The organism is Collinsella sp. AF16-8 (assembly GCF_003462695.1).
Classification (GTDB): domain Bacteria; phylum Actinomycetota; class Coriobacteriia; order Coriobacteriales; family Coriobacteriaceae; genus Collinsella.
Genome location: NZ_QRXX01000005.1, coordinates 61,138 through 86,727, shown reverse-complemented (window position 1 = coordinate 86,727; position 25,590 = coordinate 61,138). Strand labels below are relative to the sequence as shown.

The following is a 25,590-nucleotide window of genomic DNA, read 5'->3' as shown; positions in this document are numbered from 1 at the left end:
GATACGTAAAGGAGCGTATACATGGATTTGGGTATTTCCACCAACCCCACGCCAGAGCTCTACACCATTAAGGTGACCGGTGAGATCGATATCTCTAACGCCGATAGCCTGCGCAATGCCATCGACCTGGCGCTCGAGCAGCCCACTGAGGCCGTTGAGCTCGATTTTGCCCAGGTGAGCTACATCGATTCGACGGGCATTGGCGTGCTTGTGGGCGCCGCACACCACGCAGCTGATCATGGTAAGCGTTTTAGCTGCGTCAACGTGCAGCCCCCGGTGATGCGCGTGGTTCAGCTGTTGGGCGTCGACCAGGAGATTTCGATCACCGCTGCATAATCTTTGCCCCCAAAAGGGCGTGCCGTTTGGCATATGTTTGTGATGCGCTCGGACGTTTTGGCGTCCGGGCGCTATACTTGACCGAATGAATAGACGAGTTCCGGCCGAATGGCGCGGTGCGGGCTCGACTCACATCGAGCCTTGGAGGTATGTGTGTTTGGTATTGGAGAGGGTGAGCTCGCGATCATCGTGGTCTTCGGCTTTTTGCTGTTTGGCCCGGATAAGCTCCCGCAGATGGGCCGCACGATCGGCCGTGCCATCCGTCAGTTCCGCGAGACGCAGGAAAAGATGACGGCCGTTGTTCAGTCCGAGATTATCGATCCGGTGAGCGAGGCCGCGTCGGCCCCGGTCAAGCCCAAGAAGACTGCTGCGACCGACGACGATTCCGATGCGAACGAGGATGCCGCCGAGACGGCAGCGCCCGCCAAGAAGGAGACCTTTGCCGAGCGTCGCGCCCGTCTTGCTGCCGAGAAGGCCGCAAGCGAGGGTGCTGCTGAGGGCGAAGGCGCTGTTGATGAGGCCGAGGGTACAGAGCCTGCTGCTGCCGTCGAGCCCGAGCCTGCTGCAGAGCCCGAGCCCGAGCCGGCAGAGCCCACGACGGCTGACCTCTACGCCCGTCGTCCCCGCAAGCGCAAGGCCGTCGTCGACCAGCTCGCTCGCGAACTCGAGGCCGAGGACGCTGCCGAGACTGCTGCCGCCGACGCCCCGAAGGGAGGCGATGAGTAATGCCTATCGGACCTGCTCGTATGCCGCTCTTCGATCACTTGGGAGAGCTCCGTCGCCGCCTGACCATCGTGGTCGTGTCGGTGTTTGCCGCCGCCATCGTGCTGTACTTTGCCACGCCCGTGGTGCTCGATATCCTGGAAGATCCCATCCGCTCGTTTGTGCCGGACGGTAAGTTCTACATCACCACCACACTCGGCGGCTTTGGCCTGCGCTTCTCGCTGGCCATCAAGATGGCCGTGGTCATGTGCACGCCCATGATCATCTGGCAGATCCTGGCATTTTTCCTGCCGGCGCTGCGCCCCAACGAGCGCAAGTGGGTCGTGCCCACGGTGCTCGCCTCGACGGTGCTGTTCTTCCTGGGTGCCATCTTCTGCTATTTCATCATCATCCCGGCGGGCTTTGAGTGGCTCATCGGCGAGACCTCGGCCGTCGCTACGGCGCTGCCCGACCTGGAGAACTACGTCAACATGGAGCTGCTCTTTATGATCGGCTTTGGTGTGGCGTTTGAGCTGCCGCTCATCATCTTCTATCTGTCCGTCTTTCACATCGTGTCCTATGCGGCCTTCCGCAGCGCCTGGCGCTACGTGTACGTAGGCCTGCTTGTGGGCTCGGCTGTGATTACGCCCGACGGCTCGCCCGTTACGCTGGGTCTCATGTATGGCGCCCTGCTCTCGCTCTACGAGATTTCGCTCGCCATCGCTCGCGTGGTCATTACCGCGCGCGAGGGCAAGGAGGGCCTGTTCGTGAGCCGTCTGGACCTGTTCTCGGACGACGAGGACGACGAGGAGTAAATCGGTATGCACGAGGTTGGCATTGTCAACGGCATACTCGATACAGTGATTCGCGCGGCGCGTGGGGCGGGGGCCTCGCGCGCCGTTTTGGTAACGCTGCGTATCGGGGATATGACCGAGGTCGTGCGCGAGGCGCTTGACTTTGCGTGGGAGACGTTTCGCGACGAGGACCCGCTCACGCGCGGCTGCGAGCTTGCCGTGGAGGAAGTCCATCCACAAAGCGAGTGTCTGGACTGCGGTGAGGTCTTTGAGCACGACCGTTTCCATTGCCGTTGTCCCCAATGTGGCGGTGCCAACGTGCGTCTGCTGCATGGCCGCGAACTCGACATCGCAAGTATCGAGATCGAGACCCCCGACGATTAGCACGCTCGCCATCTAGCGATGGGGTATAAAAGGGCCAAAGTAAGGAGCGCTAAGTATGGCCGAGAAAACGATTGATATCGCGTCGCCGATTCTGTCGCGCAACGAGCGCCTGGCAGATCAGCTGCGTCAGCGGTTTGAGCAGACGGACACCTACGTGATCAATGTGCTGTCGAGCCCTGGCTCGGGTAAGACCACCACGATTCTGGGCACCAACGAGCGCCTGCGTGACAAAGCCAGCCTGCGCTGTGCCGTTATCGAGGGCGATATCGCCTCGGACGTCGACGCCATCACCATGAAGGAAGCCGGCATGCCCGCCATCCAGATCAACACGGGCGGCCTGTGCCACCTCGAGGGCAACATGATCATGGAGGCCGTTGACGCGTTCGACCAAGCTGTGGGTCTGGAAAACATCGACGTCATCTTTATCGAAAACGTGGGTAACCTGGTCTGCCCAGTCGACTTTGACCTGGGCGAGAACCTGTCCATCATGATCCTCTCGGTGCCCGAGGGCGACGACAAGCCCATCAAGTACCCGGGCATCTTCCAACACGCCGGCGCGCAGCTGCTCAACAAGGTCGACGTGGCCCCGGCTTTCGATTTTGACATGGATAGGTATACTAAGACCCTCGATGACCTCAATCCGCAAGCGCCGCGGTTTGCCGTGAGCGCGCGCAAGGGCGAGGGCATGGATGCCTGGTGCGATTGGCTCATCGGGCAGATTGAGCAAGCAAGGGCGTAAGTCGGCCGCCATAAGCGCGGGCGCAGCCGCAGAGACATGAGATAGGAGCCTCTTTTGAAGCTCATCATCGCCGAGAAAAACGACGCCGCGCGTCAGATCGCCGAGCGGCTGTCCACGGGCAAGCCCAAAAAGGACAAGGTGTACAACACCGCCATCTACCGTTTTGAGTGGAAAGGCGAGGAGTGCGTGACGATCGGTCTTGCCGGTCACATCCTCGCGCCCGATTTTTGCGACAGCGTGCTGTTTGATAAAAAGCTGGGCTGGTATTCGGTTACCGAGGACGGCGAGATGCTGCCGGCCGACATGCCCGATGGCCTGGCTCGTCCGCCCTACGACACCAAGCGCAAGCCGTTCCTTGCCGACGGCATTTCCATCAAGGGCTGGAAGCTCGAGAGCCTGCCTTACCTCACCTGGGCGCCCGTCATTAAGCTACCGGCCGAGAAGGAACTCATTCGTTCGCTCAAGAACCTTGCTAAAAAGTCCGACAGCGTCATCATCGCTACGGACTTCGATCGCGAGGGCGAGCTGATCGGCTCGGACGCCCTCAACAAGGTGCGCGAGGTTGCGCCGGACTTGCCGGTCGCCCGTGCCCAGTATTCTTCGTTTACCAAGGCCGAGATCACGCACGCCTTCGATAATCTCGTCTCGCTCGACCAGAACCTGGCCGACGCCGGCGAGAGCCGTCAGCACATCGACCTTATCTGGGGCGCGGTGCTCACGCGCTATCTGACGCTCGCCAAGTTTGGCGGCTTTGGCAACGTGCGCTCCGCCGGCCGCGTGCAGACACCGACGCTTGCCCTGGTGGTCGAGCGCGAGCGCGAGCGCATGGCGTTTGTGCCCGAGGACTATTGGCAGATTCGCGGCATGGGTGCCGCGCAGGGTGCCGCCGAGGACGATCGCTTTAAGATCGCGCACAAGACAGCGCGCTTTACCGACAAGGATGCTGCCGTGACGGCGTACGGCCATGTTGACGGCGTTGCGACGGCAACCGTTGCCGCGGTGACCAAGCGTTCGCGTAAGCAGCAGCCGCCCACGCCGTTCGCGACGACCTCGCTGCAGGCTGCCGCCGCGGCCGAGGGCATCTCGCCTGCGCGTACGATGCGCATCGCCGAGTCCCTCTACATGGCGGGTCTCATCAGCTACCCGCGTGTCGATAACACCGTGTACCCCGCGACGCTCGATCTGGGCGCCGTGGTAAGCGACCTGGCAAAGATCAACCCGGCGCTGGCGCCCGTGTGCAAAAAGGTGCTCGCCGGTCCCATGAAGCCCACGCGCGGCAAAGTCGAGACCACCGACCACCCGCCTATCTATCCCACGGGCGAGGGCGATCCGTCCACGCTCGATGGCGGCCAGCGCAAGCTCTACGACCTCATCGCCCGCCGCTTCCTGGCGACGCTTATGGGTCCTGCGACCATCGAGAACACCAAGCTCGAGCTCGACGTCAACGGCGAGCCGTTCGTGGCCTCGGGCGACGTGCTCGTGACTCCGGGCTTCCGCGAGGCGTATCCGTACGGACTCAAGCGCGATGAGCAGATGCCGCCGCTGGAGCAGGGTGATACGGTCGACGTGTTCGACATTAAGCTCGAGGCCAAGCAGACCGAGCCGCCCGCGCGCTACAGCCAGGGCAAGCTCGTGCAGGAGATGGAGAAGCGCGGCCTGGGCACCAAGTCCACGCGCGCGAGCATCATCGAGCGCCTGTACGCCGTGCGCTACCTCAAAAACGATCCCGTGGAGCCGAGCCAGCTGGGTATTGCCATTATCGATGCACTGTCGCAGTTTGCCCCGCGCATCACGAGCCCCGATATGACCAGCGAGCTCGATGGCGATATGACCCGTGTGGAGCGCGGCGAGGACACCGAAGAACATGTCGTGACGCACTCGCGCGCGCTGCTGGCCGGCGTGCTCGACGAGCTGCTCAAACATACGCAGGAACTGGGCGACGCCATCAGCGACGCCGTCACGGCCGATGCGCGCGTGGGTACCTGCCCCAAGTGCGGCAAGGACCTGGTTATGAAGACGAGCGCCAAGACCCGCGGCAGCTTCATTGGCTGCATGGGCTGGCCCGACTGCGATGTGACCTATCCGGTGCCGAGTGGCGTCAAGGTAAGCCCGCTCGAGGGCGAGGCGGCCGTGTGCCCCGAGTGCGGTGCGCCGCGCATTAAGTGCCAGCCGTTCCGCCAGAAGGCCTTCGAGATTTGCGTGAACCCCACGTGCCCCACCAACTACGAGCCCGACCTTAAGGTGGGCGAGTGCAAGGTGTGCGCCGAGGCAGGACGCCATGGCGACCTGATCGCGCACAAGAGCGAAAAGAGCGGCAAGCGCTTTATCCGTTGCACCAACTACGATGACTGCGGCGTGAGCTATCCGCTTCCGGCGCGCGGCAAGCTCGAGGCGACGGGCGAGACCTGCCCCGAGTGCGGCGCCCCCATCGTGGTGGTCAACACGGCGCGCGGTCCGTGGCGCATCTGCGTGAACATGGACTGCCCGACCAAGGAGAAGAAGCCCGCCCGCGGCCGCAAGACCACAACCAAGGCGAGCACGGCAAAGAAGACGACGGCTAAGAAAGCCACTGCCGCCAAGAAGACGACCGCGAAGAAGTCGACTGCCAAGAAAGCAGCCGCCGACAAGTAACGGCGCAGTCGAAACATTGCCCAAAAAAACGAGCGAGGACCCCGCGATCCTCGCTCGTTTTTTTGACCGGCAGTTAGGGACGTTCCTTTTCTGCCGGCAGTTTAGGAACGTCCCTAACTGCCGGCTCGGGAACGACAAAGCGCTAGTTCACCTCGACAGGCTTGGCGCCGGGATAGCGCTCCTCAAAGTCTAGGCGGTACTTATTGTCATTGGTGCCCGCCACGTTGTCGCGCGACAGCGGCGCCACGATCTCATTCTTGTGGTCCGCAGGCTTGGCGTATTTCAGGCTGATCTCCCAGGCATCACAGATTGCGTCAATGCGGTGATCCAGGTCGTCGTACAGGGCGATGATATCCTTCCAGGAGCTGTAGTTCTTGGAGCTCGTCGGGACGTCCAGGTCCTCGACGATGTCGTAATACTGCTCGATGGTGTCCTCCGTGCGCTCGGCGACGTCGGCGAGATTTTGACGGGTGGTTCGATCCTCTTCCAGATAGTTGCCGTTGAAGTTCTGCGCGCAGCCACGGACCTGGCTGTCGAGATCTTCGAGCAGGTCGTAGTATTCGCTCAGGCGACGGTAGAGGTTCTGCTCGGAGAGCGTTGCTTCGCCGCCATCCTCGTCGTCATCGTCATCATCGTCGTAAAGGCTATTGGGGTCGCCGAGAGGCTTAAGGTCGTCATCGTCAACATCGTGGTGTAGCTTGGTAACCTCGGCAGTCGTCTGCGTGGCGGTGTTGTCGAAAGGCTTGATCACAAAGAAGATGACCAGGGCGATGATGATGGCCACCAGCACAACGATAACGGCGATAAGCGACCCGGTGCCGCTCCTTTTGGGAGCGGGGGTCTGTGGCGAAGCGGGCGCGTATGCGGGAGCCGGCTGCTGTTGGGGCGAGCCGCTCGCGACGGGTATGCGCTGCGTGGTCTCGACGGCCTCGGTCCTTGCGGCGGGGTCGGGGCTATAGGCGAGGGGGTCGTCCGCCTTGGCTTGCGGCGTATCAAGGGAGCCGGTCTGCTCAAAAGCGGGCTGGCTATCGCTCGCGGCTGTTTGCTCAACGGGTGCACCGCACGAGGTGCAGAACTTGGCATCATCTGCAAGAAGCTTGCCGCACGAGGCGCAATACCGAGACATTGCCACTCCTTTCGCCACATTTCAATGCAATACGACGATTATACCCAGCATCCAAAATTCCCCATCATAAGTTGCGGTGAAATAGGGACTGTTTGGCGGTCTCAGAGCTTCAATCAGTCCCTATTTCACCGCAACTTTTGAAAGGCACCTTTAGCCATTGGGGACGCGTCGAGCACTGGGGTATCATGGTTTGGTTGATATATCTGCATTTACGCGCCTTGTAGGAAGGGGCTGCGCCCATGGCTTTTGAGCCCGCTCAACATAGCTTTATCACGCTCGAGGGCGTCGACGGCGCCGGCAAGTCCACGCAGGCGCGCCTGCTTGCCCGCGCGCTCGACCTCGCTGGCTATCAGGTCGTAACTCTGCGCGAGCCGGGTGGCACTGCCATCAGCGAAAAGATTCGCGCCCTGTTGCTCGACCCCGCCAACACGGCGATGGGCGATACTTGCGAGTTGCTGCTCTACGAGGCGGCGCGCGCCCAGTTGGTGCACGAGGTCATAGCCCCCGCCCTTGCGGCCGGCAAGGTGGTCCTGTGCGATCGCTTCTACGATTCCACGACCTGCTACCAGGCGTTTGCCGATGGCCTCGATCGCCAGATAGTGCGCGACGCCAACAACCTGGCCGTCGCGGGTACGCACCCGGCGCTCACACTCGTCTATCACATCACGCCCGAGCAGGCGGCGCTGCGCATGGCAGCCCGTGGTGCGGCAGATCGCATGGAGGCAAAAGGCATGGCATTCCAGGAGCGTGTCTACCAGGGCTTTTGCGCAATTGCTGCCGAGGAGCCAGACCGCGTAAAGCTCATCGACGCCACTACGACCGTCGAGGAAGTCTTCGAGAAGACGGTCGAGCAGGTTCGCGCGTACGGTCTCGACATTCCGCGGGAAGCCGTCGCCGCCGCGCTTGCCAAGGAGGCCGAGTAACATGGCCCCCGCTCAGGCAAGCCTGCTGGCCAAGCTCGACACCCAAGAGCGCGTGCGCGACTTTTTGACCAATGCCGTCGCTAGCGGTCGCGCATCGCATGCCTACCTGTTTTTGGGCGCGCCCGGCGCGGGCAAGCTCGACGCCGCGTGGGCGCTCGCCCAAGCCTTCCTGTGCGAGCAGGATGGCTGCGGCTCATGCGATAGCTGCGTGCGCGTCGCCCGCCATACGCACCCCGACGTGCACTATTACACGCCCGAGAGCGCCACGGGTTACCTCATTGCCCAGACCCGCGAGCTGCTCGATGACGTGCCACTGGCGCCCATCCGTGCCAAGGCCAAGGTCTACATCATCGACCGTGCCGAGCAACTGCGTGCCAACACCGCCAACGCACTGCTCAAAACGCTCGAGGAGCCGCCCGAGGGCGTTATGTTTATCTTGCTGGGCACCTCGGCCGACGTGATGCTGCCCACTATCGTGAGTCGTTGCCAGTGCGTGCCGTTTCGGCTGGTATCGCCCGCCGTCGCCGCGCAGGCCGTGAGCCGCGCCACCGGTCAGGATATCGCGCGTTGTCGCATGGCCGTCGCCGTGGCGGGAAGCCCCACGCGTGGCATCGAGTTTCTTAAGAGCGCCGAGCGCCAGGACGCCCGCCGTCAGATGGTCCGTGCCATCGACTCACTCATTGCCGCCGACGAGGCCGACGTGCTCAGTCGCGCCAAGTCGCTCATCGTCGCCGTCAAGGCGCCGCTTGCCGAGGTCAAGTCCACGCAGGAAAAGGTACTCGAGCAAAACGCCGACTACCTGTCGCGTGGAGCATTGAAGCAGCTTGAGGACCGCAACAAGCGCGAACTCAACGCGCGCGAGCGTTCGGGTATCATGGAAGCGCTGGCGAGCGCGCGGACGCTCATGCGCGACGTGCTGCTGACACTTCAGGACGAGGCGGCCGACGTGGTGAACGAGGATGTGCGCGACACGATCGGTCGGCTTGCCGCCGCGACCAATGTTGCGGGTGCCACCCAGGCGCTCGAGGCGGTCGCGACCGCCGAGCGCAACATCGCCAGAAACGTTACTCCCCAGCTGGCCATCGAGGTCATGCTGTTCGATATCAGGAAGGCACTGAAATGCCGTTAGTCGTACCCGTTAAGTTTACCTACGCCTCGCGCGACCTGTGGTTTGACCCGCAGGACCTGGATATCCTCGAGGCCGATTATGCCATTTGCTCCACCGAGCGCGGAACCGAGATCGGCTTGGTTACGGCCGATCCCTTCGAGGTGCCGCAAGACGAGATCGGTCAGCCGCTCAAGCCCGTGCTGCGCGTGGCGAGCGACATTGACCTGCAGCTTGCCGACGATCTTGCCATCCAGGGCGACGAGGCCATGGTCGATTTCCGCCGTCTGGTCAAAGAACTCGACCTCGAGATGAAGCCGGTCGGCGTCGAGTACCTGTTTGGCGGCGAGAAGGCCGTGTTCTACTTTGCGGCCGAGGAGCGCGTCGATTTTCGTCAGCTCGTCAAGGATCTGTCCTCGACGCTGCACATTCGCGTCGACATGCGCCAGATCGGCGTGCGCGACGAGACTCGCCTGGTGGGCGGCTATGCCCAGTGCGGCCAGGAGCTCTGCTGCACGCGCTTTGGCGGACAGTTTGAGCCCGTCTCGATCCGCATGGCAAAAGAGCAGGACCTGCCGCTCAATTCCTCCAAGATCAGCGGCGTTTGCGGCCGCCTGATGTGCTGCCTGCGCTATGAGTTCGAAGCGTACAAGGACTTTAAGAGCCGTGCGCCCAAAAAGAAGACGCTCATCGATACGCCGCTCGGCAAGGCGCGTATCCAGGAATATGACACGCCGCGCGAGCAGCTGGTGTTGCGTCTGGAGAACGGCAAAGTCTTTAAGGTCAACCTGGCCGATATGACCTGCTCGGAGGGCTGCAAAAAGAAGGCCGCCGAGCAGGGCTGCAACTGCCGCCCCGACTGCGTGACGCGCGACGTGCTCGAGCGCATCGAGTCGCCCGAGATGCGTCTGGCGCTTATGGAGCTCGACCGCGAGAACGGCGTCGACGTGGGCGATGGCCTGTCGAGCGCCGACCGTCTGGCCGGTACGTCGATGCCCAAGCGCCGTCGTCGCGATGCTGAATCCGATGCTCGCGCCGGTCAGGGGCAGGGCGAGGGCCGTGGCCGCGGAAAGGGCCGCAGCAAGGCCGAGGCGCCTGAGGTCGAGGATACCGCCGGTGGCCGTCGCCGCCGCAAGCGTGCGGGCTCTGCCGATGCCGGCGAGGCCGCAGCCGCCGGCAAGAACGGAGCTCGCGAGCGCGAGGTTCAACAGCCCCAGCAGCAAAACCGCGGCGGTGGCATGAACCCCACGCGCCGTCGTCGCCGTCATCTGTCGAGCGAGGAGCGCGAGGACGCCTTCCGCGCCGCAGTTGCTCGCGAGGCTGGTGCCGCTTCCAAGGGCGCCTCGGCCTCCGACGCGCCTGCCGACAAGGGCGGCAAGTCACGTGGCGAGGAGGAGCGCGCACCGCGTCCGCGTCGTCGCCATTCCTCGGGCGCGCAGCAGAAGCCCTCAGTGCCCTCCGTTGCCGATCAGGTCTCGGATGGCGAGGTCAAGGTCACGCGCCGTCGTCCCGGAGATGGCGGGGGAGCGGCTGCCAAGGCTTCGCGTGGCGCCGCTCGCGACGAGCGCGAGCCGCGCGAGGATCGCGGTGGCGAGGGCTCGGCCGACCAGGGTCAAAAGCGCCGTCGCCGTCGCCGTTCCCGCAAGCCGCGCCAGGATGGTGGCGAGGGCTCGGCCCCGTCTTCGTCTGCACCACAACCGCCTGCCGGCGAATAACGCCCGCGAGCGGATTTAACCAGCCTTGCCCCAATCGCGTCGGGGTACCATAGCGCTGAATCAACAACCCTCCCTGCGATCGAACGTAGGGAGGGTTGTGTCGTGAAGAGCCATCTGAACATATTGAGCTGTCTGCAGGGTGCCGGTGCCCTACCGTTTGCGGACGAATTACTACCGTTTGCCGAGCGGGTGGCACGCGAGGCGCTCGAGGCATTGTCGCCAACACGATGTGCCGGCTGCGAGCGCGCCGGTACGCTTATTTGCCAAGACTGCCTGGCTGCGCTCACGCTCATCGACCCACGTCATAGCTGCACCCGATGCGGCGCCCCGTTTGGGGATTTGCTGTGCACTGAGTGTTCGGTCGAGGGCACGTCCTCGGCAATGGCGGAGGCGCTCGATCGCTGCCTGGCGTGCGCCGTCTATGCGCATCCGCTGCCGCGCATCATTAAAGCGTACAAGGATGCGGGCGAGCGACGTCTGGCTCCGTATCTGGCGGAGCTGCTCTACGACACCGCCCTGCATGCCCAGGTCGTAGCGCCCGATCGCTTAGGAGGTGTGCTGTCCGGTGCGGATGCGGTGGTGTTTGTGCCTGCGACGGCGGCAGCGTTTCGGCGGCGTGGTTTCGATCATATGGAGGCCATTGCGCGCCCATTTTGCGAGCTGTCGGGTGTTCCCCTGCTCGATGCCCTCGTCAAGTACGGGCATGGCGACCAGCGCGAACTCGGTCGTGAGGAGCGTCGCGAGCGTGCCCAAGGCATGTACGAGACGGTTGAGGACGTGCGCGGCCGCCGCCTACTGCTTATCGATGACGTTATCACCACGGGCGCGACCATGGCAGCAGCCTCGGCGGAGCTCAAGCGTGCCGGCGCTGCGGCAGTCGATGGCCTTGCTATCGCACGTGTTTGGTAGGGGTGGTTTTGTGGCAGTGAAGATTGAGCGGCGCAACGAGCCGACAGGCGAACAGCTAGCGGCTTCCGTAATCCTAACAGGCGCTTCAGCGCTGCGCATGATGCGCGCCGAGCGCCGGCAGATGGGCTATATCAGCTGGAAGGACCTTAATCCCGATGAAGAGCGCCGTGTGCTGCGCACGTCGTCGCCCTCGACCGAGGATATCTATCTTCCTGACTTGGTGCGAATTGGAGCCAAAAGTGGCGAGGTGCAAGAAGATCTGTGCTTGCTGGTGGGATCTGCGGCGCAGCGCCGCCGCATGCCTGGCGTAGGCTGGTCCGTGTGTTCCGGGTTGCCCGCCGGCTCGATTCTAGAGGTGGAACCGGGGGTGTACAGCCTATCTCCCGAGGCCCTTTGTGTTGCCGTTGCGCGCGAGGTCGGCTGCATCCAGGCGTTTGCCCTGGCCCAGGAGCTGTGCTCTAAGATTTCACTGAGCGACCGCGGGAAGTATCTGCCTCCCTACACCTCGCCTGTTACGAATAAACTTGCAAAGGACAAGGACCAGCCAGCAGACGTGGGCTACTTTGAAGTCGAACCGGTGCTGACGCCCGATCGCCTGGCAGATTACCTTACGACATGCAAGGGAAGCACGGCCAAACAATTGCAGCGTCTGTGTCCCTACTTGTCAGAAAACCTGCTCTCGCCCATGGAGTGCATCATGCTCGCTCTGTTTTCGCTTCCGTTTTCCTATGGCGGGTTTGCCTGCGGACCTTTTAAGACCGACTACAAGATCGAGTTCGATGACCGTGCGCAGGCAATCTCGGGGATGCCTCATGCAGTTTGCGATGCGTATCAAGAAGCGGCCCGGTTTGACCTGGAATACAACGGTGAGCTGGGCCATTCCTCTCGGAGGGGACGTATCCATGATGAAAAACGCAACACGGGCTTGATTACTATGGGAATCGAGGTCGCAACGGTCAACAACGAAATGCTTTGCGACATGGAAGCGATGGAAGCGCTCGCATGGCGCATCCACCAGCGTATGCGAAAGCGGTACCGGAATCGCGTCGATGCCCGCAGAAAGAAGCAAGAGGCGTTGCTTAACACGCTGCGGGTGTGTTTTGGGCTTAAGCCGGTCTAATATCGTGTCGAAAATAGGGGGTTAATCATATGCCCTGGCCAAAATATGGCAAATATGAGTACTGTCACTAAATCAGTAACAGCAAAATCAAGGAATTTAGGACTTGGAGGCGGTGTAAAGTAAGAAAATAATAAACAAATGTAGAATAACTAAGCATCAGGTTGGCGACACTGAGCGCAAAATCTGTCCGAGAGGCCAAAATTGCCTGTTACTAAATTGGTGGCAGTACTCATATTTGCCATATTTTGACCAGGGCACCCTAAGAAGGGCGCCCCGGAGCTCCCCGTAGGGGAGCTCCGGGCTTCATAGGGGCACGAATAGCCCACTCCGACCTGCAAAATCTGTACTCGCGATGCGAATGACGCCCCTAACCTTAAACTTTAGCTTGAACTTAGCTATAATGCGCTACGTTCCTACCAGGCTGTGGTTGCGGACGGACGAAATGCCCGTCCTAGTCCAAGACAGACGCGGTCAAAGGGATCCACGTAAGCGACCGCGTGCGCGCGGCGCGATCATGGCGCGTCCTAGATGTAAGCCGCACCGTCCGTTCTACTTTCTTTGGGGCAATACCGCCTCGCGGGCGAGCGGGCCAGTCGTGAAGGTGGCTGCGGCCTCCCGAGCAAACACCCCGGTGCGCAAGTGTGGGGTCAAATACCAGGTCAGCTGGTGGGAACAATCTGATATTTCGTGCAACGCACGGATCGTATACGACACAGAAGGCAGGGTAGTGGACATGGTGAGGGGCAGCTTGATGCACGCGGCTCGGTTAGGTGCTGGGACCGCGGCGGTCATCGCCGTTTTGGGCCTGAGCGGATGCGCGTTCAACCCGCTGTCTGCGTTCACGACTCCCACGATCGACCAGATCGAGTACGAGACCGTCACGCCCACGGTGTCGGATGATGCCCTGGTCACTCCCGGTACCCTGACGGTTGCCCTCGATACCTCCGATGCGCCGCAGGCCATGCAGAGCGCTGACGGCGAGCTCACGGGGTATGCAGTCGACGCTGCCCGCGCCCTCGCAAGCCGCATGGGCCTTAAGGTCGCCTTTGTCGATGCGTCCTCGGCAGGTTCCGCGCTCGGCGACAAAAAGGCTGATATCTTTATCGGCGAGATCAACTCCACGGATGGGGACGTTAGCTCGCTCGGCACCTGCCTGTACGATGCCGCTTCCGTGTTCGGTAAAACCAGCGATGGTGGGTCGCTAAGCGTTTCCACCGATACCCTTAACACGTCTACTCTGGGTATCCAGATGTCCTCGGCCTCGCAGGAGGCGCTTGCTAAGCAGAGCATCACCGCCAACCAAAAGACTTACTCCAACATCAACGAGTGCTTTGAGGCGCTCGAGTCCGGCGAAGTCGACTATGTGATCTGCGACTCCACGGCCGGCGGCTACCTTGCACGCCTGATGAGCGAGATCTCCTATGTCGGTGCGCTCGAGGCGCCCTCGACGCTTGGTGTTGCGGGCCTCTCGTCCAATGACGAACTGTGCCGTGCCGTGAGCGATGCCCTCGACGGCATCACGGTCGACGGTACGCTCGAGGCAGTCCACTGCGTCTGGTATGGCACGATGCCCTACGACCTCACCACTAAGACAGTATCTGGTGTCAACCTTCAGTCGTCTGGCTCCGCATCCTCCGGCAGCGAATCCTCCGATTCCAACAATGAGACCGCACCCTCCGAAGACAAATCGTCCAGCCAGGAAGACACCATCACCGACGACGACATTAACAAGCTTAATAGCTAGTTATTGCTAGGGGTGGCGTCTCCTATGCGCTAGGAGAGACGCCTCTTCACGGTTTCAACACGCACTGCCGGGCTTCCCCAATAGGGGAGCCCGGCTTTTTCATCCCTATAAAACCAGCAGGTCAAAGCCAATTTTCGGGACCAAATACAAAGCCGTCGGCTCCCTTCTATAGCGCACTTTGCCACAGAAAAGTGCGAGACTTCGGTATGCGGTATCAAGCAATCGTTATTCGGGTCTTTGGGAATCCGCGTGATTAAATGCACGGCAATGGGTACATAGCCAGTACAGTAAGTCCCCGAGGCAGATTGGAGCCACGTATGGATATCAAGGTTTCTGGACGCAAGACGACGGTAACCGATGCTCTGCGTGCGCATGTGGATGAGAAGATCGGCGAGGCGCTCAAGGTTTTCGATATCGAGCCCATGACGGTCGACGTTGTACTTCGCTATGAGAAGAACCCCTCGAACCCCAACCCGGCAATCGTCGAGGTTACGGTTCGCGCCCGCGGTTCGGTGATTCGCGTTGCCGAGCACGGTGCAGATATGTACGCCGCCATCGACCTCTCCGCCGATAAGGTCACCCGCCAGCTGCGCAAGTTCAAGACCAAGGTCGTGGACAACCGCCAGGGTGGTGCCAGCGCAGCGGATGTTGCACCGGTCGAGCGTGTCGAGGATCTGGCCGACCTGCTGCTGCCCGAGGAGGACGACGACCTGCTCGTCCGCGAGAAGGTCATCGATGTCACCCCGATGACTGAGGAGCAGGCGCTGGTGCAGACCGATCTGCTGGGCCACGACTTCTACGTGTTCGAGAACGCGACGACTGGCCTCATCAATGTGGTGTATCACCGTAAGAATGGTGGATATGGCATCATCAAGCCCCGTATCGAAACACTTGACGAGTAAAATACGTTAACTTGCATGAGTTAACGGTTGGCGGCCATCCCATGCGGGTGGCCGCCTTTTTACGTAAGGAGTCGCTTTGATGGACAAGGCCGCATCCGCCGGTCATTCGGACCGTTGCCGCATCGTCGTCGATACCTGCTGCGACTTTAGCCCCGAGGTCGCCGCGAACCTCGATGTCGATATCTTGGGTTTCCCCTTCATTATCGATGGCGAGGAGCGCACGGATGACATCTGGTCGAGCATCACACCCAAGGAGTTCTACGATCGCATGCGCGCCGGTGCCCGCGTGTCCACCTCGGCTGTGTCGCTCGGTCGCTATATCGAGTTCTTTACCGAGTGCGCCAAAGAGGGTACGCCCACGGTCTACCTGTGCTTTACCTCGGCGCTGTCGTCGAGCTACAACTCCGCGTGCCAGGCGGCGGACGCCGTGCGCGCCGAGTATCCCAACTTTGAGCTGTACGTGGTCGACAACGCCCTGCCCTGCGCGACCGGCGAGCTCTTGGCGCTCGAGGCCGTCCGTCAACGCTCGGCGGGACTTACCGCCAAGCAGCTGGTCGACTGGGCAAACGAGGCCAAAACCTATGTCCACGGTTACTTTACGCTCGAGAGCTTTGACGCGCTGGCTGCCGGCGGCCGCATTCCGCCCGCGGCGGCACAGCTCACGGCAAAGCTCGACGTCAAACCCGAGCTGTCCTACGACCTGGCCGGCTCGCTGTCGCTGATCGGCGTCAACCGCGGTCGCAAGAAGGCGCTCAAGTCCATTCTCAAGTCGTTCCGCGAGAACTATGTGCCCGATCGCACCATGCCCATCGCCATTATGACGGCCGATGCCGAAAAGGACGGCGACTGGCTCGAAGCCGCCATCCGCAAGGAGGAGGGCTGCGCCGACGTCACGATCATTCGCAGCTCCGTCGGTCCTACCATCGGCTCGCACGTGGGCCCCGGCATGGTGGCCTGCGCGTTTTGGGGTAAGAACCGCGCCGACAAGGCGTCGCTTTCCGACCGCATCGCCCGCCGCGTGCGCGGTCAGTAGGCAAGTAACGCGGCCGTAATCGATCCCAACTCACAGCCCAAACGCTGGCACCGAGTATTCAACCTGGTAATAACACCCAACCCAAAAGGAAAGGCTTCATGGCAAACAAGCTCTCTGTCGCATTTATCGGCACCGGAATCATGGGTGCCCCCATCGCCGGCCACATTCTGGACGCCGGCTATCCCGTCACGGTCAACAACCGCACTAAGTCCAAGGCGGCGGCGCTTATCGAGCGCGGTGCCGTCTGGGCCGATACGCCGGCAGATGCCGTGGCGAACGCCGACGTCGTCTTTACCATGGTGGGCTATCCCTCCGAGGTCGAGGAGCTCTACCTGGCGGGCGACGGCCTGCTCGCGTGCACCAAGCCGGGCGCGGTGCTGATCGACCTCACCACGAGCTCCCCCGAGCTGGCGCGCGACATTGCCGAGGCCGCCCAGGTTTCCGGCCGCATGGCGTTTGACTGCCCCGTCACCGGCGGCGAGTCTGGTGCTATCGCCGGCACGCTCACGGCTATCGTGGGCGCCACCGAGAACGACATCGCGCCGGTCCGCGATATCCTTGCCACCTTTGCGGCCAACATCTGCTGCTTCGACGGCGCTGGCAAGGGCCAGGCTGCCAAGCTCGCCAACCAGGTGTCGCTGGGCGCCTGCATGGTCGGCATGGCCGACGCCATGGCATTTGCCGAGCTGAGCGGCCTTGACCTGGAGAAGACCCGCCAGATGATCCTGGGCGGCACCGGCAAGTCCGGCGCCATGGAGAGCCTGGCCCCCAAGGCGCTCAACGGCGACTACAAGCCCGGCTTTATGGTCGAGCACTTCATTAAGGACCTGCGTCTGGCGCTCGCCTACGCCGATGACCGCGAGCTCGCGCTGCCCGGCGCCGACGTGGCCTTTACGCTCTACGACATGCTTGACGCCATCGGTGGCGCCAAGCTGGGCACCCAGGCCATCACGGTCCTCTACAAGGAGGAGGCCGACGCCATCGCCGCCGGTCTGGACTGGTCGCAGTATCGCCCCGAGGAGCACGGTGCCCACGAGGACGGTTGCGGTTGCGGCGAGCACGGCGACGACCATGAGTGCGGTTGCGGCCACCATCACGGCGAGGACCACGAGTGCTGCGGCGGCCACGGCCATGATGACGGCCACGAGTGCTGCTGCGGCCACCATCACGAGGAGTAGCGCCCATGAGCTGGACGTTCGTGGTGCTTGCGCTGGTGCTCTTTCTCTTTGCGATCTACATCGGCTTTTTGTGCGGTCAGTGGGCGTGCGAAAAGCGCGTCATCACCAAGCGCGACTACTGGATTGCCAACTTTGCGGGAGCGGCGGCAGTCGTCCTGCTGACCTGGGTGTTCTCGCTGTTCCCCCTGGTGCAGTTTGCGCCGATCGGCTGGCTCGGCGGCTTTATCGCAGGCCTTAAGATGAGCTTTGGCGAGTCCGTCGGTCCGTGGCGCAAGCACGACGAGGTCTTTAACGTCAACAAGGCTCATCGCGCCGCCGCCGACGCGGGCGACGCCGAGGAGCGCCGCCGCGCACGTCGCAATGGCGCGGCCGACCGACAGCTCATCTCGGTCACCGATGACAGCAAGGGTGCTGGCAAGCACGCTAAGAAATAGTAAGAAGAGGTAACTATGGCAGAAAACAAAGACGAACAGCTCACCGACGAGGAGCTGGCACAGCTCCAGCTGGCAGAGGAGAACGAGAACGCCGTCGACCGTCTGGTCCAGGAGCTCGGCTGCCCCACGCGCCGCATCCGCCAGTTTGCCGCCCGCGTGCTGCACCTGCTTGCCGAGCGCGATCCGCAGCGCGTCGAGCCCTGCGTACCCGCGCTGATCGAGGCGCTCGACCGCCCCGAGGCGCAGACCCGCTGGGAGGCCCTCGATGCCCTGACGGCGCTCGCCACCACCTGCCCCGAGCAGCTGGGCGATGCCTTTGAGGGCGCCGAGACCGCACTGTTCGACGAGATCTCCTCCACGCTGCGCTATGCCGCCTTCCGCCTGCTGTGCGTGTGGGGTGCCACGAGCATCGAGCGTTCGCGCGAAGCTTGGCCCATCCTGGACGAGGCCATCCAGTGCTACCACGGCGACCTTGAGTATCGCGACATGCTCGGTTGCCTGTACGAGTTTTGCCAGGGCGAGATCGACGCCGAGGTCGCCGAGAAGCTCGCGCTGCGCCTTAAGTTCGATGCCGAGAACGGCAAGGGCAGCTATCTCAAGGCCCGTTCGAGCGAGATTTGCGAAATGCTTGTTAAACGTTTTGGCCTGGATCTCTCCAAAAAGAAGAAGCGTGCTAGCGTTAAAAAATCTGACGACGCCGAAGACGAGGAGTAACAGATTATGGCGCACGATGTAGTCCTGATTCCCGGTGACGGTATCGGTCCCGAGATCACGCAGGCCATGCGCCGCGTGGTCGAGGCCACCGGTGTCCAGATTAACTGGAATGTCCAGGAGGCCGGTGCCGGCGTCATGGACGAGTTTGGTACGCCGCTGCCCCAGCACGTCCTCGATGCGGTCGCCGAGACCAAGGTTGCCATCAAGGGCCCCATCACCACGCCGGTCGGTACGGGCTTCCGCAGCGTCAATGTTGCCCTGCGTAAGCACTTCGACCTGTACGCCTGCGTGCGCCCCTGCCTGTCGCAGCCGGGCGACGGCTCGCGCTTCCGCGACGTCGACCTGGTCATCGTGCGCGAGAACACCGAGGACCTCTACGCCGGTATCGAGTTCGATGAGGGCGCTGCCGAGGTCGAGGAGCTTTCGCAGCTCGTCGAGCGCTCGGGTCAGAAGACCTTCGCCGCGGATTCCGCCATCTCGATCAAGCCCATCTCCATCGCCAAGAGCCGCCGCATTGTGGAGTACGCCTTTGAGTACGCCCGCCGTTGCGGCCGCAAAAAGGTGACGGCCGTGCACAAGGCCAATATCATGAAGGCGACCGACGGCCTGTTCCTGCGCGTTGCGCGCGAGGTGGCCGCGGGCTATCCCGATATCGAGTTCAACGACAAGATCGTCGACGCCACCTGCATGGGCCTGGTCCAGAACCCCAATGACTTCGATGTGCTGGTGCTGCCCAACCTGTACGGCGACATCGTGAGCGACCTGTGCGCCGGCCTGGTGGGCGGCTTAGGGATGGCCCCCGGCTCCAACATCGGTGCCGACTGCGCCATCTTTGAGGCCACGCACGGCTCCGCGCCCGATATCGCTGGTCAGGATATCGCCAACCCCACGGCCGAGATTCTCTCTGCCGCGATGATGCTCGATCACCTAGGCGAGAACGACGCGGCCAATCGCATTCGTGCCGCCGTCTCTGCCACGCTCGACGAGGGCGAGCAGGTTACCGGCGACGTGCGTCGTGCCCAGACCGGCTCCGTTGAGGGTGCCGTGGGCACGCAGGCCTTTGCCGATGCCGTTATCGCGCACCTGGTCTAAGGCATGCAGGCTGCAAACGCCTAAATAGTACTTAAGTGTTTGCGTATAACCTAAGAATGAATACGCCCGGCGCTCCGTCGGGCGTATTCTATTGCGGACTATGTTTCCTAACAAGGAGTAACTGATATGGGTCTGATTCAAAAGAAGGACGAGAAGGACGAGATCGACGGCATCCAGATCATCGAGCGCGGCGAAGGCCCCGACGGTGATGAGGACGAGAAGATCGACCTGGTCGCCGGCACGTCTGCCGAGCACATTGCTGCCGGCACGACCGCCGAGGAGGAGGACGCTCGCCTGGAGGCAAAGATCGCCGCGGACGCCGCCGACGAGAACCTCATGCCCGAGGAGCAAGACGAGGACGACTCCGACGCGGACGACCATGCATCCAAGCACAAGAAGACGATGATTGCCGCCTTTGTGGTCGCCATCGTGATTGCTGCGGTGGTCGGCTTCTTTATTGGCAATGGCGGCTTTGGCGGCAAGGGTGTCGGCTCGTCGACCCTCACCGAGGACCAGCTCGATTCGACCGTGGCAAGCTATAGCTACAACGGCAAGAAGAGCGATATCACCGCGCGCGAGGCTATCGAGAGCCAGTACAGCCTCGACACCGTCAAGGATAGCGATGGCAACTACACCGCTCCGTCTGCCGACGTTATCCTGTCCTACGTGCGCAACAAGATCCTGCTGGACGCTGCCGAGGACGAGGGCATTACCGTTTCTTCCAAGGAAATGAAGCAGTACGCCGAGGATTCCATCGGCACCTCCGACTACAAGACCATGGCCACGCAGTACGGGGTGTCCAAGGACCAGGCCAAGCAGATTGTCCGCCAGTCCGCGACGCTGCAGAAGCTCTACAAGAAGAAGGTCGGCGACAGTTCCGCAAGCATGCCAACCGCTCCGACCGAGCCTTCTGACGGCAACGAGGACACCGCGAGCAAGGATTACGCCGATTACATCATCAACCTTGCCGGTGACGAGTGGGATAGCTCGAAGGGCACCTGGAAGGACGAGAACAGCACCTACGCTAAGGCCTTCGCTAACGATGCCTTTACCGCCGATAGCGCAACCTATAAGCAGGCCATGACCGCCTATTACACCGCCTACCAGCAGTACTCTTCGCAGGCCTCGAGCGCCAGCTCCAAGTGGACCGAGTATGCTAACGGCCTCTACGCCAAGGCAAACATCAGCATCTACGGCCTGTTTGCGTAAGATCTGTCTGCACTACTGCGCGCTAACCGATCTACCTGATTAAGCCCGCTAGAACGACAACGTTCTAGCGGGCATTTTGTTACCGAAACCACTAGGATAGGACTTGCGCCCGCGCAAGTGCTTCATCGGGTATCCTCAATTCATCCGGGAAAACGGCCGTAAACGATTGCAAATAACCGGTGAACGGTCGAAAACTACCGTTCACCGATAATATCGAAACTGGTTCTTACTGGTATTAAGTCAAAAAGACCAATTCGCAAATCTTCACAATGACCTGCAATTTTTCTACACGCCATTTTTAGCCACCCTGCGTTGTTTAGACACAGAAAAGGTTCCGATCTTTCGTCAAAGTATTTCGATACTGTTTCAAAACCGCAGGTAGAAGTGTTAACGAGCGGTAAACGGTCGATTTTTTACCGTGAACGGTGCAAAAACGTTTTACTGTTTGAATCAACGAAAGCAACCTCTTCTGTGGTGATATAGTGACAACAACACGTCACGTGGTTACTACCAGTTGAGAGACCACTGGTTCTCAAAGAACGCTTTCCAAGAAGCTTTAAGGGCGATTGCCCGTTGGCTTCCGAAAACTATCGGACTCAGATCGTACACACCTTCGGAAGGGAAATTTGAATGGTTGGCTTTATTCTTACCGGTCATGGACAGTTCGCACCCGGCCTCGCAAGCGCTATCGCTATGGTCGCTGGCGACCAGCCCGCTTTTACCGTCGTTCCTTTTGAGGGCGACCAGGCTGCTTCCTACGGTGAGGATCTCCGCGCCGCTATTACCGCCATGCGCGAGGAGTGCGATGGCGTGCTCGTCTTTACCGACCTGCTTGGTGGTACCCCGTTCAACCAGGCAATGATGATTGCCCAGGATGTCGACAACGTTGAGGTCCTGACCGGCACCAACCTTCCCATGGTTATTGAGCTTCTGTTCCTCCGCGGCAACGCCACGCTCGCCGAACTTGGCGAGCAGGCCGTGACCGTTGGCCAGACGGGCATCACCGCCCAGACGGTCGCATCCGTTGCCGGCTCCGATGAAGAGGATATCTTCGGCGACGAGGACGGCATCTAATGGCCGATTTCGGAGCCAGCGTCCTGAGCTCTTCGGTCGCTCTATTGGGCCTGCTTGTCATCATGGGCTTGATTTACACCATCTGGTCGCAAATCAACATGAAGAAGAAGCAGAAGTACTTCAAGGAGCTGCACACGGAGCTCAAGCCGGGTCAGGAGGTTCTTTTCGCCGGCGGTATCTACGGAACCGTCAAAGGCATCGAAGGCGAGAAGGTCCAGATCAAAGTCCGATCCGGCGCCGTTGTAGATGTTTCGCGTTACGCGATTCAGGAGATCAAGTAACTGTCGTCAGCAATCAACGAAAGGAAGCTGATCAACATGGCAGAACCCAACATTCTTCTTACCCGCATCGATAACCGACTGGTTCATGGTCAGGTCGCTACCCAGTGGAACTCCACCCTGGGCTCCAACCTTATCCTCGTCGCCAACGACGATGTGTCGACCAACACCATGCGCCAGAACCTCATGAAGATGGCCGCTCCCGCCGGCGTCGCTACGCGTTTCTTCTCCCTGCAGAAGACCATCGACGTCATCGGCAAGGCGAGCCCGCGCCAGAAGATCTTCATCGTGGCCGAAACACCGGAAGACGTGCTTACGCTCGTCAAGGGCGGTGTGCCTATAAAGAAGGTAAACATCGGCAACATGCACATGTCGGAAGGAAAGCGCCAAGTCGCCACCTCCGTCGCAGTTAACGACGAGGATGTCGCTGCGTTTAAAGAGCTGCAGGAATTGGGGGTGGAGTTGGAGATCAGGCGCGTTCCGAGCACGCCTGTTGAGGACACGAGCAAGCTCTTCTCGTAGTCTTCGTGATCCACGTTGTCAGGAGTGAAACCCTGACACTCTGTACGTGAAATCCAAAGTGCGTACATACATTTTGAAAGGAGGAGCAAGATGGAATACTCGATCATCCAGGTCGCTCTGGTCTTCATCGTCACGTTCGTCGCGGCAATCGACCAGTTCAACTTCCTCGAGTCTCTCTATCAGCCCATCGTCACCGGCGCCGTCATCGGTCTTATCCTTGGCGACCTCAACACCGGTCTTCTCGTGGGTGGTACTTATCAGCTCATGACGATCGGCAACATGCCGATCGGAGGCGCTCAGCCGCCTAACGCCGTCATCGGCGGCATCATGGCAGCCATTCTCGCTATCGCTACGGGCCTCGAGCCCAACGCGGCAGTCGGCCTTGCCATTCCGTTCGCTCTGCTTGGTCAGCTCGGCGTTACCCTGGTCTTCACGCTTATGTCGCCGCTCATGTCCTCTGCGGACAACATGGCTCACAACGCTGACACCAAGGGTATCGAGCGTCTGAACTACTTCGCCATGGCTCTGCTCGGCCTGATCTTCGCCGTCGTCGTCACCCTGTTCTTCATCGCTGGCGCCACCATCGGTCAGACCATCGCTTCCGCCATCCCGACTTGGCTGCAGACCGGTCTTTCCGCTGCAGGCGGCATGATGCGCTTCGTCGGCTTCGCCGTCCTGCTCAAGGTTATGATGAACCGCGATATGTGGGGCTTCTTCCTCATGGGCTTTGGCCTCGCGCTCATCACCGTTGCCAACGATTCTCTGGCAACCCCTGCTCTGCTCATCCTCGCTCTCATCGGCTTCGGCATCGCTTTCTGGGACTTCCAGCAGCAGACCGAGCTGAAGGGTGCAGCTGTTTCTGACGGAGGTGACTTCGAAGATGGCATCTAATGAGTATGTGATCCCGGAGCACTACGAGGATCTCACTCCTGCTCCGCAGCTCGACCAGAAGACCCTCAACAAGATGGCTTGGCGTTCCTGCTTCCTGCAGGCCTCGTTCAACTACGAGCGTATGCAGGCCGCTGGTTGGCTCTACTCCATCATCCCCGGTCTGGAGAAGATCCACACCAACAAGAACGACCTCGCGGCTTCCATGAGCCACAACCTGGAGTTCTTCAACACTCACCCGTTCCTCGTCACCTTTGTTATGGGCATCGTGCTTTCGCTCGAGCAGAACAAGGTTGACATCCCCACGATTCGCGCCGTCCGCGTCGCCGCAATGGGCCCGCTCGGTGGTATCGGTGACGCCCTGTTCTGGCTGACGCTCGTGCCTATCACGGCCGGCATCACCTCCAACATGGCCATCAACGGCAACGCCGCTGCGCCGATCATCTTCCTGGTGATCTTCAACGTCGTCCAGTTCGCACTGCGCTTCTGGCTCATGAACTGGTCCTACAAGCTTGGCACCAGCGCTATTGACGCTCTGACCGCCAACATGCAGGCCTTCACGCGTGCCGCTTCCATCATGGGCGTCTTCGTCGTCGGTTGCCTGGTCGTCACCATGGGTGGCACCCAGATCAACCTCCAGATCCCCAACGGCACCACCCGTGGCCTTGCCCCTACTACCGTGATCGTCTCCGAGAAGGAGGCCGAGAACTTCACCGGTATGGAGGGCATCGATACCGAGACCGCTGAGGCCGGTACCATCGCCATGACCGATGAGGACGGCAACGCCCTCACCGCCGTCGATGCCGACGGCAACGAGGTCAAGTGCGGCGTCGCCGATCTGGGCAACGGCATGGAGTCCGTGACCTACGCTACCGTCACCGAGGATCCGGTCAACTTCTCTGTTGCCGACACCCTCAACACCATCGTCCCGAAGCTCGTTCCGCTTATGCTTACGCTGCTGCTTTACTACATGTTCGCTAAGCACAGCTGGACCCCGACCAAGGGCATTCTGCTGCTCTTCGTCCTGGGCATCCTGGGCGCTGGCCCGCTTGGTCTCTGGCCGAGCATCTGGTAAGGCTCTAGCTTGAGGGGTGTGTCCCTACGCGGCTCACACCCCGACCCCTTAAGCCATGTGTATGTTAAAAGCCGCGTGCTCGAAAGAGCGCGCGGCTTTTGTTTTCTTGTTGATTCGGGTGTGGCAGACAGATAATGCATAACACCCTAGGTGGTTAGCCGAATTCGAGCAAAAGGGAGGATAGGATGGCGATCGGAGCGCGTAAGCAACCGCTGTACGATCAGCTGGTCGATATTCTGACCGAAAAGATTGACCATGAATATCGCGCCGGTGACATGATTCCTTCCGAGCGCGAACTTTCGGAGCGCTATGGTCTCTCGCGCACTACGGTACGCCTGGCTCTGCAGGAACTGGAGCGTTTAGGACTGGTGGTTCGGCAGCACGGTCGCGGTACCTTTGTGACCGACCGTTCGGCAAAGGCAACCAATCTTATGCAGTCCTACAGCTTTACCGAGCAGATGCGCGCGATGGGTCGTGTCCCTGAGACCACGATTCTCGAGTTTTGCGAGATGGAGGCCGATAAGAATCTGGCCGAGCATATGGGATTGCGTATCGGTGATCGCATTTTTAAGCTCAAGCGCCTTCGTTCTGCCGACAACATGCCCATGATGGTCGAACGCAGCTATCTACCGGTTCGTCAATTTCTATCCCTAAAGCGACCGCTGCTGGAGCGTAAGCCGCTTTACGATGTGATTGAGCAAGACTTTCAGCAAAAGATACGCGTGGCCGAAGAGGAGTTCTATGCGAGCATAGCCCGTCCCACCGATGCCCACCTTTTGGAAATTGTCGAGGGCTCGCCTGTGCTCGATTTGGTTAGGACTACGTATAACGAGTCAAACGAGGTTGTGGAGTATACGCTCTCGGTTGCTCGTGCCGATCAGTTTAAATACAAGGTTTACCACCAGCGTAGCGACTAGTGTCTGCACCGTTTCCATATGATGATTGTTTGTATTTAACTGGTTA

At 60.9% G+C, this 25,590-nt stretch carries 26 protein-coding genes; 25 read left to right on the top strand and 1 reads right to left on the bottom strand.

Annotated elements, in window-relative coordinates; all coding sequences use genetic code 11:
• Positions 1-21 precede the first annotated feature (21 nt).
• From DWW73_RS05765 to DWW73_RS05740, 6 genes are all read left to right on the top strand, one after another.
• Positions 22-336: an STAS domain-containing protein gene (locus tag DWW73_RS05765; RefSeq protein ID WP_089572422.1), complete on the top strand. Its 315-nt coding sequence runs from the start codon at positions 22-24 to the stop codon at positions 334-336.
• 153 nt (positions 337-489) lie between these two features.
• Positions 490-1,062: a twin-arginine translocase TatA/TatE family subunit gene (locus tag DWW73_RS05760; RefSeq protein WP_158548978.1), complete on the top strand. Its 573-nt coding sequence runs from the start codon at positions 490-492 to the stop codon at positions 1,060-1,062.
• Complete coding sequence (gene tatC / locus DWW73_RS05755) at positions 1,062-1,853, top strand: twin-arginine translocase subunit TatC (RefSeq protein ID WP_055285525.1); 792 nt, start codon at positions 1,062-1,064, stop codon at positions 1,851-1,853. The genes DWW73_RS05760 and tatC overlap by 1 nt, the downstream gene beginning before the upstream one ends.
• 6 nt (positions 1,854-1,859) lie before the next feature.
• On the top strand, positions 1,860-2,216 hold the full coding sequence (hypA, locus tag DWW73_RS05750) for a hydrogenase maturation nickel metallochaperone HypA (protein WP_117565013.1): 357 nt from the start codon (positions 1,860-1,862) through the stop codon (positions 2,214-2,216).
• A 55-nt stretch (positions 2,217-2,271) separates the two neighbouring features.
• The gene (gene hypB / locus DWW73_RS05745; protein WP_117778992.1) at positions 2,272-2,955 is read left to right on the top strand and encodes a hydrogenase nickel incorporation protein HypB; all 684 of its coding nucleotides are present in this window, start codon (positions 2,272-2,274) and stop codon (positions 2,953-2,955) included.
• Between the two features lie 54 nt (positions 2,956-3,009).
• Positions 3,010-5,586, top strand: coding sequence for a DNA topoisomerase I (locus DWW73_RS05740; protein WP_117565015.1), 2,577 nt, complete (start codon positions 3,010-3,012; stop codon positions 5,584-5,586).
• A 142-nt stretch (positions 5,587-5,728) separates the two neighbouring features.
• Here the strand turns inward: DWW73_RS05740 and DWW73_RS05735 are convergent, their stop codons facing one another.
• Positions 5,729-6,712 carry a zinc-ribbon domain-containing protein gene (locus DWW73_RS05735; protein ID WP_117778991.1) on the bottom strand — a complete coding sequence of 328 codons (984 nt, stop codon included), beginning with the start codon at positions 6,710-6,712 and terminating at the stop codon, positions 5,729-5,731.
• A gap of 239 nt (positions 6,713-6,951) precedes the next feature.
• Between DWW73_RS05735 and tmk the strand changes: the two genes are divergently transcribed.
• The 19 genes from tmk (at position 6,952) to DWW73_RS05640 (ending at position 25,544) form a co-directional block, all read left to right on the top strand.
• Entirely contained in the window at positions 6,952-7,635 is a 684-nt protein-coding gene (tmk, locus tag DWW73_RS05730) for a dTMP kinase (RefSeq protein ID WP_117778990.1), read from the top strand.
• A gap of 1 nt (position 7,636) precedes the next feature.
• Positions 7,637-8,764 (top strand): ATP-binding protein, encoded by a 1,128-nt coding sequence (locus tag DWW73_RS05725; protein ID WP_117778989.1) that lies wholly within the window; start codon positions 7,637-7,639, stop codon positions 8,762-8,764.
• A complete protein-coding gene (locus tag DWW73_RS05720; RefSeq protein ID WP_117778988.1) occupies positions 8,755-10,455 on the top strand; it encodes a regulatory iron-sulfur-containing complex subunit RicT in 1,701 nt (566 codons plus the stop codon). The genes DWW73_RS05725 and DWW73_RS05720 overlap by 10 nt, the downstream gene beginning before the upstream one ends.
• A 102-nt stretch (positions 10,456-10,557) precedes the next feature.
• The gene (locus DWW73_RS05715; RefSeq protein ID WP_233509134.1) at positions 10,558-11,364 is read left to right on the top strand and encodes a ComF family protein; all 807 of its coding nucleotides are present in this window, start codon (positions 10,558-10,560) and stop codon (positions 11,362-11,364) included.
• Positions 11,365-11,374: 10 nt separating this feature from the next.
• A complete protein-coding gene (locus DWW73_RS05710; protein WP_117778987.1) occupies positions 11,375-12,484 on the top strand; it encodes a hypothetical protein in 1,110 nt (369 codons plus the stop codon).
• A 751-nt stretch (positions 12,485-13,235) separates the two neighbouring features.
• Positions 13,236-14,228 carry an ABC transporter substrate-binding protein gene (locus DWW73_RS05705; protein WP_233509133.1) on the top strand — a complete coding sequence of 331 codons (993 nt, stop codon included), beginning with the start codon at positions 13,236-13,238 and terminating at the stop codon, positions 14,226-14,228.
• A gap of 317 nt (positions 14,229-14,545) precedes the next feature.
• Positions 14,546-15,130, top strand: coding sequence for a ribosome hibernation-promoting factor, HPF/YfiA family (gene hpf / locus DWW73_RS05700; RefSeq protein ID WP_055285508.1), 585 nt, complete (start codon positions 14,546-14,548; stop codon positions 15,128-15,130).
• A 79-nt stretch (positions 15,131-15,209) separates the two neighbouring features.
• Positions 15,210-16,163, top strand: a complete 954-nt coding sequence (locus DWW73_RS05695; protein WP_089572413.1) for a DegV family protein — start codon at positions 15,210-15,212, stop codon at positions 16,161-16,163.
• A 98-nt stretch (positions 16,164-16,261) separates the two neighbouring features.
• On the top strand, positions 16,262-17,341 hold the full coding sequence (locus DWW73_RS05690) for an NAD(P)-dependent oxidoreductase (protein ID WP_117778985.1): 1,080 nt from the start codon (positions 16,262-16,264) through the stop codon (positions 17,339-17,341).
• A 5-nt stretch (positions 17,342-17,346) separates the two neighbouring features.
• On the top strand, positions 17,347-17,775 hold the full coding sequence (locus tag DWW73_RS05685; RefSeq protein ID WP_055310425.1) for a hypothetical protein: 429 nt from the start codon (positions 17,347-17,349) through the stop codon (positions 17,773-17,775).
• Positions 17,776-17,790: 15 nt separating this feature from the next.
• The gene (locus DWW73_RS05680; RefSeq protein ID WP_117778984.1) at positions 17,791-18,489 is read left to right on the top strand and encodes a HEAT repeat domain-containing protein; all 699 of its coding nucleotides are present in this window, start codon (positions 17,791-17,793) and stop codon (positions 18,487-18,489) included.
• 6 nt (positions 18,490-18,495) lie between these two features.
• Positions 18,496-19,581, top strand: coding sequence for an isocitrate/isopropylmalate dehydrogenase family protein (locus DWW73_RS05675; RefSeq protein WP_117778983.1), 1,086 nt, complete (start codon positions 18,496-18,498; stop codon positions 19,579-19,581).
• A 126-nt stretch (positions 19,582-19,707) separates the two neighbouring features.
• The gene (locus DWW73_RS05670) at positions 19,708-20,790 is read left to right on the top strand and encodes a hypothetical protein (RefSeq protein WP_117778982.1); all 1,083 of its coding nucleotides are present in this window, start codon (positions 19,708-19,710) and stop codon (positions 20,788-20,790) included.
• A gap of 630 nt (positions 20,791-21,420) precedes the next feature.
• On the top strand, positions 21,421-21,864 hold the full coding sequence (locus tag DWW73_RS05665; RefSeq protein ID WP_022094613.1) for a PTS sugar transporter subunit IIA: 444 nt from the start codon (positions 21,421-21,423) through the stop codon (positions 21,862-21,864).
• A complete protein-coding gene (gene yajC / locus DWW73_RS05660; RefSeq protein WP_117583566.1) occupies positions 21,864-22,145 on the top strand; it encodes a preprotein translocase subunit YajC in 282 nt (93 codons plus the stop codon). Before DWW73_RS05665 ends, yajC begins: the two co-directional genes overlap by 1 nt.
• Positions 22,146-22,181: 36 nt before the next feature.
• Positions 22,182-22,664: a PTS N-acetylgalactosamine transporter subunit IIB gene (agaV, locus tag DWW73_RS05655; RefSeq protein WP_089572404.1), complete on the top strand. Its 483-nt coding sequence runs from the start codon at positions 22,182-22,184 to the stop codon at positions 22,662-22,664.
• A gap of 90 nt (positions 22,665-22,754) precedes the next feature.
• Positions 22,755-23,555 carry a PTS sugar transporter subunit IIC gene (locus tag DWW73_RS05650; protein WP_089572403.1) on the top strand — a complete coding sequence of 267 codons (801 nt, stop codon included), beginning with the start codon at positions 22,755-22,757 and terminating at the stop codon, positions 23,553-23,555.
• Positions 23,545-24,627, top strand: a complete 1,083-nt coding sequence (locus DWW73_RS05645; RefSeq protein ID WP_089572402.1) for a PTS system mannose/fructose/sorbose family transporter subunit IID — start codon at positions 23,545-23,547, stop codon at positions 24,625-24,627. The genes DWW73_RS05650 and DWW73_RS05645 overlap by 11 nt, the downstream gene beginning before the upstream one ends.
• Positions 24,628-24,812: 185 nt before the next feature.
• Positions 24,813-25,544 carry a GntR family transcriptional regulator gene (locus DWW73_RS05640; RefSeq protein WP_117756828.1) on the top strand — a complete coding sequence of 244 codons (732 nt, stop codon included), beginning with the start codon at positions 24,813-24,815 and terminating at the stop codon, positions 25,542-25,544.
• The last annotated feature ends 46 nt before the right edge of the window (positions 25,545-25,590 follow it).